Source organism: Microcoleus sp. F10-B2 (genome assembly GCF_036704965.1).
Lineage (GTDB): Bacteria > Cyanobacteriota > Cyanobacteriia > Cyanobacteriales > Microcoleaceae > Microcoleus.
On record NZ_JAUBTB010000005.1, the window covers coordinates 39812 to 55067 of the forward strand.

Here is a 15256-nt window from a genome sequence, read left to right on the forward strand (position 1 = left end):
ATTTCAAAAGGGGGATCGCCGGGAAACTGGCAAAAAAGGCAGTCTTGGCCGATCTGCGGGCGTTTTTTTCTTTGAGTGCCGAGCCTAAAAATTCTTTAATTTTGTATTGAGATAATTTTCAGTTTTGATGCTTTAATGTATAGTGAATCTTGAGTGCAAATTATTTTGCCAAAACTATACGATCGACGAGTTTAGTGAAAGTTTTATGGTATCGGGCGATCGCCCGCGACTGTTTTTGTATAAAGGCAGCCCGTAATTTGAAGTTTAAGGGATAGATTAAATGACTCAATTTCTCCTCCAAGCCTGTTGGTGGGTACCTTTATATGGCTTAATAGGCGCAATTTTAACTTTGCCGTGGTCTACGGGAACCGTTCGCAGAACAGGGCCCAGACCGGCGGCCTACTTCAATTTGCTGATGACTGTGTTGGCTTTCATACACGGATCGGTTATTTTTACAGCGACTTGGGATCGACCGCCCCAACAGTTGCTCGTACACTGGGTGCAAGCAGCAGATTTAGATTTGTCTTTTGCAATAGAAATATCCACGGTCAGCGTGGGAGCAATGGAGTTAGTTACACTTCTGAGTTTGCTAGCCCAAATTTACGCTCTCGGCTACATGGAAAAAGACTGGGCGCTAGCTCGATTTTTTGGGCTGATGGGTTTTTTTGAAGCGGCAATTAGCGGCATTGCCATTAGCGACTCGCTGCTTATAACTTACGCTTTGTTGGAAGTGCTGACGCTTTCAACTTACTTGCTAGTCGGGTTTTGGTACGCTCAACCGCTGGTAGTAACAGCCGCTAGAGATGCGTTTTTAACAAAGCGTGTAGGAGACGTGCCGCTGCTGATGGGAGTAGTCACGCTTTCAACTTTAGCGGGAAGTTTGAATTTTTCCGATTTGGAAAAATGGGCGGAAACTGCAACTTTATCTCCCGTAGTGGCGACTCTTTTAGGTTTGGCTTTAATCTCCGCACCTACGGCCAAGTGCGCTCAATTTCCCTTCCATTTATGGCTCGACGAGGCAATGGAAGGGCCCAACCCGGCTTCGATTATGCGGAATACGGTAGTTGTGGGCGCTGGGGCTTATGTTTTGATTAAACTTCAGCCTGTTTTAGCGCTGTCGCCCGTGACGGATGCGGTGCTGGTGGTTTTGGGTGCGGTGACGGCTGTTGGCGCTTCCTTGGTGGCGATCGCCCAAATCGACATCAAAAGAGCACTATCGCATTCTACCAGCGCTTCTTTGGGTTTGGTGTTTATCGCCGTGGGGCTAAATCAAGTTGACATTGCTTTGCTGTTGCTGTTCGCGCACTCGATCGCCAAGGGCCTATTATTCATGAGCGTAGGGTCAATTATTACCACAACTAACACTCAAGATTTAACAGAAATGGGTGGGTTGTGGTCGAAGATGCCTGCCACGACTACCGCTTATTTAGTAGGCGCTGCGGGGATGGTAGCGCTGTTGCCTCTGGGCAACTTTTGGGCGATGCGACGCTGGCTCAACGGTTTTTGGACGGTGCCTTTGTGGCTGGTAATAGTGCTGCTTTTAGTTAACGGTTTGACAGCGCTAAATTTAACTCGCATATTCGGTTTAGTGTTTGTGGGAAAACCGCAGCCGAAAACTCGCAGAGCTCCAGAAGTTGGTTGGCCGATGGCTTTGCCGATGGTAATTTTGACGGTGATGGGGCTATTAGTGCCTTGGATGTTGCAGCGGTGGCAACTGTTAATTAGTTGGACTGGGCCTTGGGCGGAAACGGGAGATTTTGATGCTTTAAATTTGCTTTTGAAGACGCTGGATACGCCGCTGTTGTTGTTATCTGGATTGATTGGCTGTGCGGTTGGGGTGGCGATTTATTGGTACGGCGTTTTACCTCGACCGGTACGGCTACCTGTTCCGGTTTTGCAGGATTTGTTTGCTTACGATTTTTATATCGATCGAGTTTACCGCTTGACTGTCGTTTGGGCTGTGGCTTCTATTTCTAAAATCAGCGCTTGGACTGACAGGTATTTGGTGGACGGGGCGGTTAATTTGTTCGGTTTGGCGACAATTTTCAGTGGCGAAGGGTTGAAGTACAGCGGCACCGGTCAGTCGCAGTTTTATGTGTTGACTATTGCGGGGGGGGTTGCTGTGTTGCTGGCGTTGATTATTTGGCAGTTTTAAACTGTAGAGGTTGGCAGATGAATTTTTTGGGGTTTGTCTGCTTTTTGTCTGATGTTATTTAATTTTAAACCGCAGATGAGGGCGGATGAACGCAGATGAACGCAGATGATTTTATTCTGGGTTTGTCTGCTTTTTTATCTCATTTTACTCAAAATCGATGGGCCACAATTCTGTCACCGCAACTTCCCAACCGGGCAAAAGTTCGGGAATTGAAATCATGTCGCCGTCTCTTAATACAACTGGCTCGGCTGTCGGATTGTAAACTGTTACTGTGCGCTTGTCCGGGTCGATTAATATTCCTACTTTGGCTCCGCTTTTGATAAATGATTGAATTTTTTCTCGCAGGGGTGTGAGGCGATCGGACTGAGATTTGATTTCTACAACTAAGTCGGGAACGAGTTCGGCAAAATACCTTTTACTTTGTTTGAGGCGCGAGGCTGTCACAAAGGAAACATCGGGAGCTCTCAGATCGGAATTGGGGAGGATAAACCCGCCGCTGGACTCAAAAACTCGTCCGAGTTTGCGAGGTTTGACCCAGTTCCCCAAAAGTCTGCCAAACTCTGCCCCAATTTCGCTCGATATAATGTCTGATGGGCCCATAATGATAATCTTCCCGTCTACCAGTTCTAATTGGTAGTCTAGATGTGCTTCGCAGAGTATACCTTGCAGTTGTTCTAAGTCGGCAACTGTTAGGCGGGTGGAAGGAGAACCGGATTTAATTTGCAAATCTTCTCGATCTGTAAGACTTGTGGTCATAGGAGGATTCCAGAGACATTTGAATCTATGTTAACAAGAAAATGGGCCGATGGCTTTTATATGTAGTTGCTTTGCGTTAATGTTAAATATAGTTCTAAATACTGTGTAACAAAGGAAAGTTTTAATTGATGCTCAGTGCTTTAATCTGGATACCTATTTTGGCGGCGGCTCTGATTGGACTCTGGCCCGGTGCGATTAGTTCTAAGATAGTTCGGAATGTCGCGATCGCCATTGCGGGTCTAACTTTTATTGTCTCGGTGACTTTGGCAGTTCAGTTTGATGCCAGTACGAGTCAGTTGCAGTTTTCGGAATTTATTCCTTGGATAGATGCTTTGGGATTGAATTACAATCTCGGCGTTGATGGTTTGGCTCTGCCTTTGGTAATTTTAAATACTCTGCTGACAGGGGTAGCTATTTACGCTACGGATGAGTCGATCCGCAGACCTCGACTTTATTATTCTTTGATTCTGTTAATTACCGGCGGCGTAACAGGGGCTTTTTTATCTCAAAATTTGCTGCTGTTTTTCCTGTTTTTTGAGGTAGAATTGATTCCGCTTTACCTGTTAATTGCGATTTGGGGAGGCGAGCGCCGGGGTTATGCTGCTACTAAGTTTTTAATCTATACTGCTTTTTCGGGAATTGTGCTGCTGGCTGCTTTCTTGGGCACTGGTTGGCTTAGCGGTGCTTCTAGTTTCGATATGGTGGGTGCAGCGGGCGCATCGCATTTGCAAGGAGGATTGCCATTGCCTTTGGTAAGGCAAATTGTTTTGCTGGCAGGGGTGTTGCTGGCTTTTGGAATTAAGATGCCTTTGGTGCCTTTTCATACTTGGCTGCCGGATGCTCACGTAGAAGCTTCGACGCCGGTTTCGGTGCTGCTGGCGGGGGTGCTTTTGAAGCTGGGAACTTATGGGATGCTGCGCTTTGGTTTGGGTTTGTTTCCAGATGCGTGGGCGGTGGCGGCCCCGACTTTGGCGAGTTGGGCGGTGGTGAGTGTGCTTTACGGGGCGAGTTGCGCGATCGCCCAAAAAGATATGAAAAAAATTGTAGCTTACAGTTCGATCGCTCACATGGGCTACATTCTGTTAGCTAGCGCCGCAGCTACTCCGATTAGTATGCTGGGAACTGTTTTGCAAATGGTTAGCCACGGTTTAATTTCGGGGCTGCTATTTTTGAGTGTCGGCGTTGTTTACAAAAAATCCGGCACCCGCAACATCGATGTGCTCAAAGGTTTGTTCAATCCAGATCGCGGTTTGCCGATGATTGGCAGTTTAATGATCCTCGGGGTGATGGCTAGTGCTGGCATTCCGGGCTTGGCTGGATTTATTGCTGAATTTTTGATGTTTCGGGGCAGTTTGCCAGTGTTTCCCGTGCAAACTTTGCTCTGCATGATCGGCACTGGTTTAACTTCAGTTTACTTTTTAATTATGGTCAACCGCGCCTTTTTCGGCCGCCTTTCGGATTTGGTGGTAAATTTGCCGCAAGTCCGCTGGGACGATCGCATTCCTTCACTGGTTTTAGCAATAATTATTGCAATCATGGGAGTGCAGCCGGGAGTTTTAGTTGCTTTGAGCGAGAAAACTGCGATCGCGATGGCAGCTCCTGGGCCCGCGCAAGTTAAAGTTTCTCAAAACTTAGACTGATAGGATGTCCGGTCGATCGACCGCACTCCAATTCGTTTGTAGTGAGTATGACAGTCCTCAGAATTGTATGATGACTTGCATTCCTCACTACAAACAAACGCACCCCGCAGAAACCTAAAAAACCCACTTTTTCGTCGATACAGAGTGCGTCTGGGAGAGTAGGTATTTTTATATCAAAACAAAGTAAATATTTGTGTTTTTAGGTGGCAAACCTTGCCAAAAATGATATAATACCAGAGCTATAAGCAGTAAGAAAATAGTTATTAAATTAAGGCTGAATCCAGATGACAAGTACCGTATTAAAACCATCTTCTCATCCCCTATCCGCATACATTGACATCTTGGAATCAGGCAAAGCTTTGCTGCCTGAATCGACGGAAAATGTAGTAGAAGTTGTCGGCATTCTCAAAAGTTACGGTGTGGTTCTTGATGCCTATTCTCGCAATCTCAATTATATTGCTGAAGAACAGTTTTTAGTGCTTTTCCCGTTTTTTAAATATTTCAATGGGGAAGTCACTCTGCCGAAGTTAATGCGCTATTTGTGGCACGATCGCATTAATTTTGAGTATGCGGAGTATTGCATGAGAACAATGCTTTGGCACGGCGGTGGCGGTTTGGACAGTTATTTGGATTCCCCGGAATTTAGCAGTTTGGTCGAAAAGGCGATCGCGGCTAAATTGAAAGGCAATTTTTTCATGCAAGGACTACACAAAGCATTTCCTGATTTTTTGCCGGAACAAGTGCGGATGCTGGCTTACTACAGCGGTCTAGGTCAGTTTTGGCGGGTAATGAGCGATTTGTTTATCGACTTATCTGATTCCTACGATCGAGGGGAAACTAAGTCTATTTCTGATGTAGTTGATTTTGTCAAAGCCGGTTTAGTCGCCGCAGCCAGCCTACCGATTACCTACAGCGTCAAGATTGGCTCTCAAGTTTACGATATACTGCCAGCGACGGCTAATTTGACATTTTTACCAGATGTAGCCGTGCCTTATGTAGAGGCTGTTTTCTTTCGGGGCACTGCGTTTTTTGGCACAGTTTCATACAATGCTCAAGCTCATCAAATCCCGGAAGAACAAAGAGAATTTGCCTACGGGGCTTTGTTTGCTGACCCTTTACCGATTGGAGGTGCAGGGATTCCGCCAACTCAATTGATGCAAGATATGCGGCATTATTTGCCGGAGTATTTGCACGAAGTTTATCGCACTAGCTGTCGGGGTGAAGACGATCTGCGGGTGCAAATTTGTCAGAGTTTTCAAAAGTCGATGTTTTGCGTGACGACGGCGACTATTTTGGGTTTAGCACCTCATCCCATGAATACATCGGATTATGAGGAAAAAAAGGCTAATCGGGCTTATTTGGAAGGTTGGATGGATCGATTTGGGAATTCTCGCTTGGATTGGGCAAATCAGCCAACTAACAGGGCCTGTCAGTTGTTCCCAGAACGGTAGAAGGGCGACTGGTTTTTAGGGCGCAATGTCTCTAGAAGTTGCAACAATATTATCGGCTTTGGCAATTGCTTTATTTTGGATACCGAAAGCTCATCCTGGCGATCGCAATGATACCACGTCTAGTAAAATAGCCGTTATCAGGCAAGTAGTGAAAACTTCTGTCCTCGCATTTTAATGAGGACTTCAGTCCTCACTACGAACCAATTTTATAGTGGTCGTTTTAGCGGATATACTATGACAGGGTAAACTGTTTGTTTTCGGGTCATTGCGATTGCTTTCATAAGAGATCGCTCCGCTAGCGCTTAGGCTTGCAATCGCAGGATAAAGCACTTGTTATTTCCGAACTATTTACATTCTGACTAGAAGACTCAGGCCGTGAGAGTCGGTTCCGCAAGTTCCCAGCAAACCGTAAGTTTCTGCTAAATCTTTGACTAAAGCAGTTTGTTTGGGACTCGGTTTCCAAGGATTTGGATTACCGTAAGCATAGTAAATTTCTACACCGTCAATGCCGAAACGGGCTGCTTCTGGGATTAATTTATCGGCGGTAGAACGATAGCGGCAAGGATGGGCGAGAACTGCTAAACCTCCTGCTTCCTGAATACCTTTAATTACCTTTGGTGCTGGATAATTATCGCTACTTTCAATGCCGATATCACGCCGCAAGTATGGTTTGATACTGGGATGTTGCGGATCGAAGGCATAACCGAGAATGTGTACGTCATTGTTTAGCAATTCAGCATTAATTTCAGCCCCTGTCCAGAGAGTTGGTGCTGTGACATTACTGTCGGGATTGTTTGATTTCCAATTATCCAACCAAATTTGAGCTTGAGCGTAGCCTTTGGTGCAATGGTGGTCTGTAATAGCTAAGCCTTTGAGACCCCCGGCTATGGCTTGTTCCATCAATTTCTCTGGCTGCAATCGCCCATCGGAGTACACTGTGTGCATATGGAAGTTGTAGGAACCCGGACAGCTATCGGCATCAATTGTCTGCAAGACTTGTTTGAGTGCTGAGATATTTTGGGCTTCAGGTTTGAGACTAGAATCGGGGCAGGGAGCGAGATTGACAGTCATAACGGTTTCTATAAAAAAAACTAGCCTTGTTTAATATATCCAATAAATTGATATGTTGCACCTGTCGGGATGCTCAGGAACAGGCAAGATGCCTGTTCCACAAATAGTAAATTTTCTGGTGGGGTGGGCATTCTGCCTGCCCTTGAAGGGTGTTTTGAGAATGGTGAAAGATATCAATTTAGTCGCATTTTAAACCTGCGGCGGCGGCTGTGGGAAATTCGATCGGCACAAATGTAACGCCAAATTGTTCTCTCGAACACGGAACAATATGCGTCACTCGTTTAGGAGGGTTTTTCCGATTTCCAGTCTTGGAGTCAAACTCAATTATACCCGTGGCTCCCTCGGCTTTAAAGTTTGGATCGGCTAAGGTTTTTTGCATTCCTTCGCGGCTTGGTTCCGGCTGCATTTCTAGGGCTTTAATCAGCGTCCGGGCTGCATCGTAGGTTAAAGCCGATCGAGTATTGACCGGGCCTCCCCACAATTTTTCAGCGTTTTTAGGAAATTTTTTGTCAAAACTTATTAACGGATGCCAAAACACGGATATGCCCAGTTTTTCAACAGACTTTAGCTCTTTTGCTACTTCTAACGTTCTCGGCTCGTACAGCGTCCAGGGCCCGACAATCCAATTGCGATCGCCGTTAGCTTTAATCATTTCGATCGCATTTTCCAGCGAATTAGTGACTTGACCGTCGGGAATGACAAGTAAGGCTGTTTTTCCGGCTTTCTCAACTTCTTTGATTGCTGCTTCGGCGTTAAAATTATTTTTAGATAAGTCGTAATAATTACTGATTCTAAAAGTCGAGCCTCCTTTTGCTTCAAATTGCTTTTTGAATTCTTCCCACAAAGAAGCGCTGAACGGACTGTTGGGATTGTAAAATACTGCGGCTTTTTTCTCGCCGACCCCTATCAGTTGATTTACTAAAGCTTCAGCTTCTATGCTAGTTGTCGGAGCAGTCCGAAAGAAAAATTTTCGAGGTTTGCGCGTCAGTTCTTCTGTTGTGCTTCCCGGAGAAATGGCGACGAGTTTATTTTGATTGTAAATATCTACTGTTTCCACAGTCATGTCGCTGGTGTAGTGTCCGATAACTGCTAGAATATCGGGCTGAGCGACCAGATGATTAGCCCTTTGAACGGCGTAGGATTTGATATTGCCATCATCAGCAATGATGACTTTGAGACCTTTTTTTCTAAGAGCTTTTGGTTCGAGAAAGCCTTGACCGGGAAAATCTTTATTGTTCTCATTTCCAGCGATCAGGCCTAAATTAACTTCAGTTTGAGCTTGAGCAATGCCGCGCAGCAGTTCTTCGGCTAAATTTGCGTTGAGGATGCTGCCGTCCTGATTTCTGCGGATGGGAACAACAATTGCGATCGTGTAATATTCTGCATTTATTGCCTTCAGCAGAGCATTGTTGATGTAAATTAAAGTTTCCGGATCTCTGCGGTCTTCCCGCCAGGACTGTTTGAGCAATTTTAAAGCTTCGGGATAATTTGAGTCGGCAAACTCATTAATTCCCCTTTGTTTTGACCACAGGGCGGAGGTTTGCACTAGGAGTTTTTCGCCAGAACTTACACCATCTGCAGAGAGTGTAGGAAGCTTTTGTCGCGGGGAAATTGTGGGGATTAGCGGAGAAATTCTGGGGATTAAAAGTACGATCGCCCCAAAAGCCGCAATTCCCGCAACAGCTAACAGCAGCCAGCGAAAGCGCGATCGCAACTTCCGCGAAGTTTTGGGTAACTCGGACCCTGCGACGATCGGCAAATCCAAGTCTTGCAAAACTTCATCAACGGATTGGTAGCGGTCTTGAAAGTGGAAACGCACCATCTTGGTGACAATATTTTTGAGCTTGTCGCTAACTTGTACCGCAGGGCGATCGGGCGTCGAGTAATCCCAGACAATTTCACCAGTTTCGGGGTCTTGCGGCAGATTGGTGGGACGTTGCCCGGTGAGAGCTTGGATAGCGATGATTCCGAGGGCGTAAATGTCGTTGTAGGGTTGCGGGAGAGACCGCGGATTATATTGTTCGGCAGGCATATAACCGCTGGTGCCGATCGCCTGCGACGTGAATATTTCACCTGTAGAGTTAGAGGTAAAAGTGCTGATTTCTTTGACCGCCCCAAAATCTATTAAAACAATTTTTTGATCGGTTTCGCGCCGAATTAAGTTAGAAGGTGTAATATCGCGGTGAATAATATTTTCTTGGTGGACAGATTTTAATATTTCCAAAACTTCCCGCAAAAAGGCAACGGTTTTTTTCTCATTCCACCGCTTGCCTGCAGTGAGTTCTTGACTGAGCGGATGTCCTTGAACGTATTCTTGAACTAAGTAAAAGCGATCGTTTTCTTCAAAGCGATCGAATAATTCCGGAATGCGCGAGTTTTGGCCTAGACGGCGCAAAGCGCTAGCCTCCCTTTCAAATCGCTTCCTTCCCTTCTCCAAAACTCGCGGATCGTTCGATAGGGGAAAAGGAATTTCCTTAACAACGCACAGAGGATTATTGGGATTGTTTATTTGTGCAGCCGTGTAGGTTCTAGCAAACCCTCCCTGTCCCAACAAAGCGATAATTTTGTAGCTTTCGTGCAGGATATCCCCTAAGTTGACACACATAAATTTTCCAACACCTCTTGACAGGCTGCGGTCTTTAATGTTAATTATAAACTTTTTTATGTCCAGATACAGCTTGGCAACATATTAAAGTCCTCTGTGTCTATATCAAAAACACTATAACTATCAGCAATTAGCAATTCTACATTAGTGATGACTGATAATTAATTATCAATTATCTTTCTGCTAACTTGCTGAGTACAAAAGCAGCTAAAAATCCGCAGACAGTAATTAGTCCAGCAAAATCGTGAGTTTCCTCGAATGCTTCGGGAATCATAGTATCTGAGATCATTGCTAAAATACCCCCTGCTGCTACGGCGGTAGTTGCGGCTATTACTTCCCCAGAAAAGTGGCTGAAAACCGCATATCCTAACAATGCTGCGATACCGGAAATAACTGCGATCGCGCCCCAAACTCCAAAAACGTAACCGATCGATCTCCCTGCTTTTTTCATGCCGGCGGCGCTGGAAAGTCCTTCGGGAATGTTGGAAAGAAAAATTGCCGCTACTGTCACCCAACTGACAGCGCCTCCAGAAATCATGCTGACGCCAACGACGATCGACTCCGGTATCCCGTCTAACAGCGCGCCGAGGGCGATGGCTAATCCGCCACCGCCTGACTCTGTTTTAGCTGGGTGCAAAGCGCCCGATCGCTTGCGGTGTTTGGCTCCCTGTTGGCTCAAAAACCAATTGGCGGCTGTGTAGACAGCAGCACCCCCCAAAAAGCCGATCGCCGTCGAGTCGAAACCACCGCGCTTGTAAGCTTCATCCATCAGTTCAAAGGATAGCGCTGAAATCAGCACACCGGCGCCAAAAGCCATAATTGTCGCGATCGCGCGCTGGGGAATGCTCGCAAAGTAACCCACCGCCGCTCCCAGTAGCAAGGCCGAACCCCCCACTAAACCCCAAAATCCTGCCTGCAACCACACTGGAAACATCAGTCGCACCTCAGAGGAAAATTTTTTTATGCCCGCTCGAAAATTATATAGTTTTCATTGCAAACTGACAGCGGATACAGCATTTCTCAACCGAGCGAGGTACTGCCTCTTTACCAAGCAATTTCCAATGACTGATAACTAATGAGTAATGAGTAATGACTAATGACTAATAACTAATAACTAATAACTAATAAAAACAAATTCCCCGGGATAACCGGGGAAGGAAAAATATTAAAAAAAGTAATGTTGTTTTAATAAATTGAATTTGCCAAAAAGCGGCGATAAATTAGTAGCAGCCCTTGTTAATTTGAGAGCGGACGCCGGGGCGGGCATTCCTGTGCAGGTGCCGCACCCGATCGCATTTTCCAGTCTCAAGAAAACAGTTGCATTCATATTTGAGTACCAGTTAAGCTTGGTTGCTGTTGCGACTCTGGCTAGCCAGCTCCAACAGTTGCGCCCAGCGTTTTTGGACTTGTTTGGGAGTGCATTTGAGCGCGGTGGCGATCGCCTTGTCGCTTTCTTGATTCCGCTTCATTTCTAACAGTTGCTGCATTTCCGGCGAGAGTTGAGCGCGAAATGCTTCCCATTTGTCAGAAGTCATTCCCAGCTTTTGATCGACATCAGCACCCAGCCATTCGTGCACGAGTTGCCAATTTTGAGTGCGGGCAAATTTTTCGACGTGGTACTTAAACCGTTGTTGCAAGTAGTCCCGCTGCCGGGAAGACAAACCGAGAACTCGATCGATTTCCGAAGCCGAAAGGTCTTGCAATTTTAAAGTGAGGTAGTCCACGCATTCTGGTTGATTTTGAGATTCCAGATAGGCAATCAATTCCGAGACTACTCGATCGCGCAGCACAGCATCAGCCGGATCGACAGTTTCCAATACCATTTGCTCGCGCACTTGTTGCAGCGCCGGAGAGCGGCTGTACATTTCCGCCTCTTCTCCCTTGCCGGATTCTACAGCCATTTCAATGTCGATCGCAGTTTCCGGAGGCTGACCCTTGGCAAATCCTTGAGCGCGCAACACGATCAGGCGCTGGCGGTTGCGGCCGGGCAAGCCAATTTGGCGCTTGGCGTAGTGTTCGGTAAAAGCCATGTACTCAGCCAATTCTAGCTGCGTGCGGGGCTGGTAGGTGGCATCGAGTTGGTGTTCCCGGCGGAAAGCTCGCAGAGATTCGATGTAAAAGCCTTGCAAAAAGTCTTCAATCATGTTGTAGCGAGCTTGGAAGTTCAAGTTCGATCGGAAAGAAGCAACATGGCGGTAAATCATGGCCGCGAGGTGAGAGTGCAGTTCGACGCGGCCTTGTTTGGAACCGAGGCGGTAGTATTGCAGGGTTTTTTGCAACCGGTGCTCGGCCAAGGTGATTTGCCAAGCTTCCACTTCGCCGGAAATTTGGATGCGATCGCTTTTTTGGCAAATCCGTTCGACTTCCTTAGCAATCCGCATCGCCACTGCTTGAGCGCTGCGGCTGGGAGTTTTCATTTCCCCTTGCAATTCTTTGAGGGCGAAGTCAGCCAAAGCGAGGATATCGATGCTGGGAACAGTATTGATTTCGGCGTTTGGTTCGCCAACGGTAGCCGGAATGCAGTTAAAGCTAGAAACGGTGTTGCAGTTGACGGTGTTGGTGGCAGTTTTGAGAGTCATGGCGTTTATCGGGTAGTAGCGCACAGCGTGCGAGGACATTTCTCAGAGAGTGAGGTGGCAGTTGCTGGCGGTTTTGCTTGCTGTGCTGATTCAACTCTCTATACATTGAATGTTAGGGAAGTAGAGATAACCGTAGTGATGGGAGTGTTCCACTCTCTCATGCAACAGTTTTTGGCTGCTGAATCTGATTCTAAGCGCTGGCTGTGGAAGATTGGTTTTATTGCCATTAAAGCCTGACTGTACAAGCATTCTGAGCTATTGGGAAGGTGGGGCGATCGCTCTTTGAGATGGGGGTGCTCGAAGGCCGCTGAGTGGACGATTTACTAACTGGCTATTTGAGGTGGTTTTGGCCGTTAGAGATTGTGGAATCGAGACTCGGCAGAGTGTAGCTAACTGCAATATATTCTGAAGCTACGGCACAGTAATTCGGAAACCCGGTTAATCTGAAAATTCGATCCGATCCAACAAGGAAGAAGGAATGAGAAAGAAGCACAGAGAGCTTTGTTTGCAAACAATTCACGCTGATTCTTTCTCTAATACCAAAGTCACCGGCCCGTCATTCTCGATCGAGACTTGCATCATCGCTCCAAACACGCCTGTTGCAACTTTTAAGCCGCTCTGGCGCAACTTTTCGACAAATTTCTCATAAAGAATTTCGGCTCGTTCAGGAGCTGCTGCTCGGTCAAAGGAAGGCCGCCGACCTTTGCGGCAGTCGCCGTAGAGCGTAAATTGACTGACAACCAGCAACTCGCCGCCGATGTCCTGTACGGACTTGTCCCAGCGGCCGGTATCCCCGGCAGAGTCGGGAAACAAACGCAATTCTAGGCATTTGCGAGCCATCCAATCGAGTTCTGCTTCGGTGTCGGTGTCCGCCATACCTACAAGCAAGTTAAGTCCGCGACCAATTTTGCCGACAATTTGACCTTCAATTTCGACTTGAGATGATTTTACTCGCTGGATGATGACTCGCATTGACCTGCTTTTTGGTAGCGTCTTAGGATTATTTGAACAGCAGCGCAACCGCCGTGTCGCGATGAAAATGAGATTGTCAGCCATTCACCACTAAATCTTAGATTAAGTGTGGGGGCTTCAAAGGCAAGTTTATAGTTGACCCGCCTGAGTCTTAAATGACACGGCAGGCTCAGGCTTAATCGCAGGTGCAGGACACTGAGATTGGAGGGTTATGCGCGCACGGCTAATGTGTATGTCAACTACACAGAAATGACCCAGCATTAAAATCAAACCCAAAAACAAGGCAGCGTAACCCATCAATTTGAGAAGGGCTAATAAACAATTAGCAAAAAAAAGAAAAATGTCATCTTGAATTTTTACCCAAAAACACCAAAAATTCCTTTGGAGTCGTGATAAAAATAGCGAAATATAATGACGAATTCTTTTTAGCCGCCGATTGCTCATAGCCCGTCTCCTTGCAAGCTTGTTGTAATAGCTTAGCCGAAAACAAGGAACGTGAGACGGTCAAGGGAAACTCCCAGACCTCGTTGAGTTTGCCAACTATTGCGCTGGTTGTGGGAAGTAGGAGTGGTGAGAGGTGGTGGGAACAGCATAAAGGTGCAGAGATTACGTAAAACCAACGCAACTCTGCACCTTTGAAAGCAATGGCGATCGTGCTTTTGAGATCGGCGGACAGTAGAAGTGTGCGGCTCTGTTTTTGTTAGCAACAATAAAATAGGTCGATCGCTCTTTTTATTCGAGGGCGCTCTTTTTATTCGAGGGCACTCTTTTTCTTGGAGGGCGATCGGCCTTCATTGTCCCCATCCATCTCCAGTTCGCGATCGCGAAAACAATTACACCGCGACGCTCTTTGGTTTAGGTGAAAAGAATATTTTACTGTTAGTTCTTGCCAAAACCTTTGCCGCGATTGGTTGAAGGCATACAAAGACAGTTTTCGATTTGCGATCGCAAAGTCTCGGTATCCAAACCCTGACCGATGAGAACAAGCTGGTTTTTGCGATCGCCTTTCCACTCGTCGTCATCCATCGTAAATCGCTTGCCGCTCAAGTGGAAAATATGGCGTTTGGGGCTTTCTTCAAACCACATAATCCCTTTCGCGCGAAACACGTTTGTTGGCAGTTGGTTGTCTAAGAAATATTGAAATTTCCTCAGAGAAAACGGCTTGTCGCTCTGGAAAGAAATTGAGGTAAATCCGTCATTTTCTAAATGGTGGGAGTGGTCGTGACCGTGATGGTCGTGATGGTCGTGATGGCCGTGGTCGTGATGTTCGTGATGGCCGTGATGTTCGTGGTCGTGATGTTTGTGATGTTCGTGGTGGTCGTGGTCGTGATGTTCGTGACTGCTAGGAGTTTCTTCAGATTGGAAATATTTGTCAGATTCAAACAATCCGACGCTGAGGACTAGCGGTAGGGGAACTTGCGATTTTACCGTTCGCAGAATTCGAGCACCTTCTTTGACATCGCGAATCTTAACTTCCAACAAATCTAAATCTGCTTCTTCCACCAAATCAGTTTTGTTGAGGATAATTATATCGCCGTAAGCTATTTGACTGTAAGCTGCTTGAGAGTTGAACAAATCTAAGCTGTAGTTGGCTGCGTCTACTACTGTCACTATCGAATCGAGACGAGTCAGGTCGCGCAGTTCTGTGCCTAAAAAAGTCATTGCTACTGGCAGCGGGTCGGCGAGTCCGGTTGTTTCGACTACTAGATAATCGAGATTTTCTTGACGTTCCAGAACTTTGTAAACTGCATTAACTAAATCTTCATTAATTGTGCAGCAGATGCAGCCGTTGTTCAGCTCAACCATGTTGTCGTCGGTGGTGACAATCAGTTCGTTGTCGATGCCGATTTCGCCAAATTCATTTACCAAAACTGCTGTTTTCAAACCCTGCTGGTTGGTCAGGATGTGGTTGAGCAGGGTTGTTTTGCCGCTGCCGAGAAATCCTGTAATGATTGTAACGGGCAATCCGTGTTTGGGAGCGTGCATCGCCAGTTCTGTTGCGGACTGAGTTGTAGATTGCATAGCTT

The 15256-nt window shown here is 46.5% G+C and carries 12 protein-coding genes; 5 read left to right on the forward strand and 7 right to left on the reverse strand.

The features are described from left to right. Window positions 1-280: 280 nt before the first annotated feature. Window positions 281-2155: an NAD(P)H-quinone oxidoreductase subunit F gene (locus tag QUA99_RS03175; RefSeq protein ID WP_333234707.1), complete on the forward strand. Its 1875-nt coding sequence runs from the start codon at window positions 281-283 to the stop codon at window positions 2153-2155. Window positions 2156-2299: 144 nt separating this feature from the next. Here QUA99_RS03175 and QUA99_RS03180 read toward each other — a convergent pair whose 3' ends face one another. Continuing rightward, window positions 2300-2911, reverse strand: a complete 612-nt coding sequence (locus QUA99_RS03180; protein ID WP_333234708.1) for a Uma2 family endonuclease — start codon at window positions 2909-2911, stop codon at window positions 2300-2302. A 128-nt stretch (window positions 2912-3039) separates the two neighbouring features. Between QUA99_RS03180 and QUA99_RS03185 the strand changes: the two genes are divergently transcribed. The 3 genes from QUA99_RS03185 to QUA99_RS03195 all read left to right on the forward strand — a co-directional run bounded on the left by QUA99_RS03185 (window position 3040) and on the right by QUA99_RS03195 (window position 6177). Continuing rightward, complete coding sequence (locus tag QUA99_RS03185) at window positions 3040-4551, forward strand: NADH-quinone oxidoreductase subunit M (protein WP_333234709.1); 1512 nt, start codon at window positions 3040-3042, stop codon at window positions 4549-4551. Window positions 4552-4835: 284 nt separating this feature from the next. Next, complete coding sequence (locus tag QUA99_RS03190; RefSeq protein WP_333234710.1) at window positions 4836-6002, forward strand: CO2 hydration protein; 1167 nt, start codon at window positions 4836-4838, stop codon at window positions 6000-6002. Between the two features lie 25 nt (window positions 6003-6027). Further along, window positions 6028-6177 (forward strand): hypothetical protein, encoded by a 150-nt coding sequence (locus tag QUA99_RS03195; protein WP_333234711.1) that lies wholly within the window; start codon window positions 6028-6030, stop codon window positions 6175-6177. A 173-nt stretch (window positions 6178-6350) separates the two neighbouring features. Here the strand turns inward: QUA99_RS03195 and QUA99_RS03200 are convergent, their stop codons facing one another. The 4 genes from QUA99_RS03200 to QUA99_RS03215 form a co-directional block, all read right to left on the reverse strand. Then, a complete protein-coding gene (locus QUA99_RS03200; RefSeq protein ID WP_333234712.1) occupies window positions 6351-7073 on the reverse strand; it encodes a PHP domain-containing protein in 723 nt (240 codons plus the stop codon). Window positions 7074-7251: 178 nt separating this feature from the next. After that, on the reverse strand, window positions 7252-9678 hold the full coding sequence (locus QUA99_RS03205) for a bifunctional serine/threonine-protein kinase/ABC transporter substrate-binding protein (RefSeq protein ID WP_333234713.1): 2427 nt from the start codon (window positions 9676-9678) through the stop codon (window positions 7252-7254). Between the two features lie 172 nt (window positions 9679-9850). Further along, window positions 9851-10612, reverse strand: coding sequence for a ZIP family zinc transporter (locus QUA99_RS03210; RefSeq protein ID WP_333234714.1), 762 nt, complete (start codon window positions 10610-10612; stop codon window positions 9851-9853). A 406-nt stretch (window positions 10613-11018) separates the two neighbouring features. After that, window positions 11019-12257 carry a HetZ-related protein gene (locus QUA99_RS03215; protein WP_333234792.1) on the reverse strand — a complete coding sequence of 413 codons (1239 nt, stop codon included), beginning with the start codon at window positions 12255-12257 and terminating at the stop codon, window positions 11019-11021. 54 nt (window positions 12258-12311) lie between these two features. Between QUA99_RS03215 and QUA99_RS03220 the strand changes: the two genes are divergently transcribed. Beyond that, complete coding sequence (locus tag QUA99_RS03220) at window positions 12312-12494, forward strand: hypothetical protein (protein ID WP_333234715.1); 183 nt, start codon at window positions 12312-12314, stop codon at window positions 12492-12494. Window positions 12495-12773: 279 nt separating this feature from the next. Here QUA99_RS03220 and dtd read toward each other — a convergent pair whose 3' ends face one another. Together dtd and QUA99_RS03230 are read right to left on the reverse strand one after the other, a co-directional pair. Continuing rightward, window positions 12774-13229 carry a D-aminoacyl-tRNA deacylase gene (dtd, locus tag QUA99_RS03225; RefSeq protein WP_333234716.1) on the reverse strand — a complete coding sequence of 152 codons (456 nt, stop codon included), beginning with the start codon at window positions 13227-13229 and terminating at the stop codon, window positions 12774-12776. A gap of 879 nt (window positions 13230-14108) precedes the next feature. Then, a complete protein-coding gene (locus QUA99_RS03230; protein ID WP_333234717.1) occupies window positions 14109-15251 on the reverse strand; it encodes a GTP-binding protein in 1143 nt (380 codons plus the stop codon). Window positions 15252-15256: the final 5 nt, after the last annotated feature.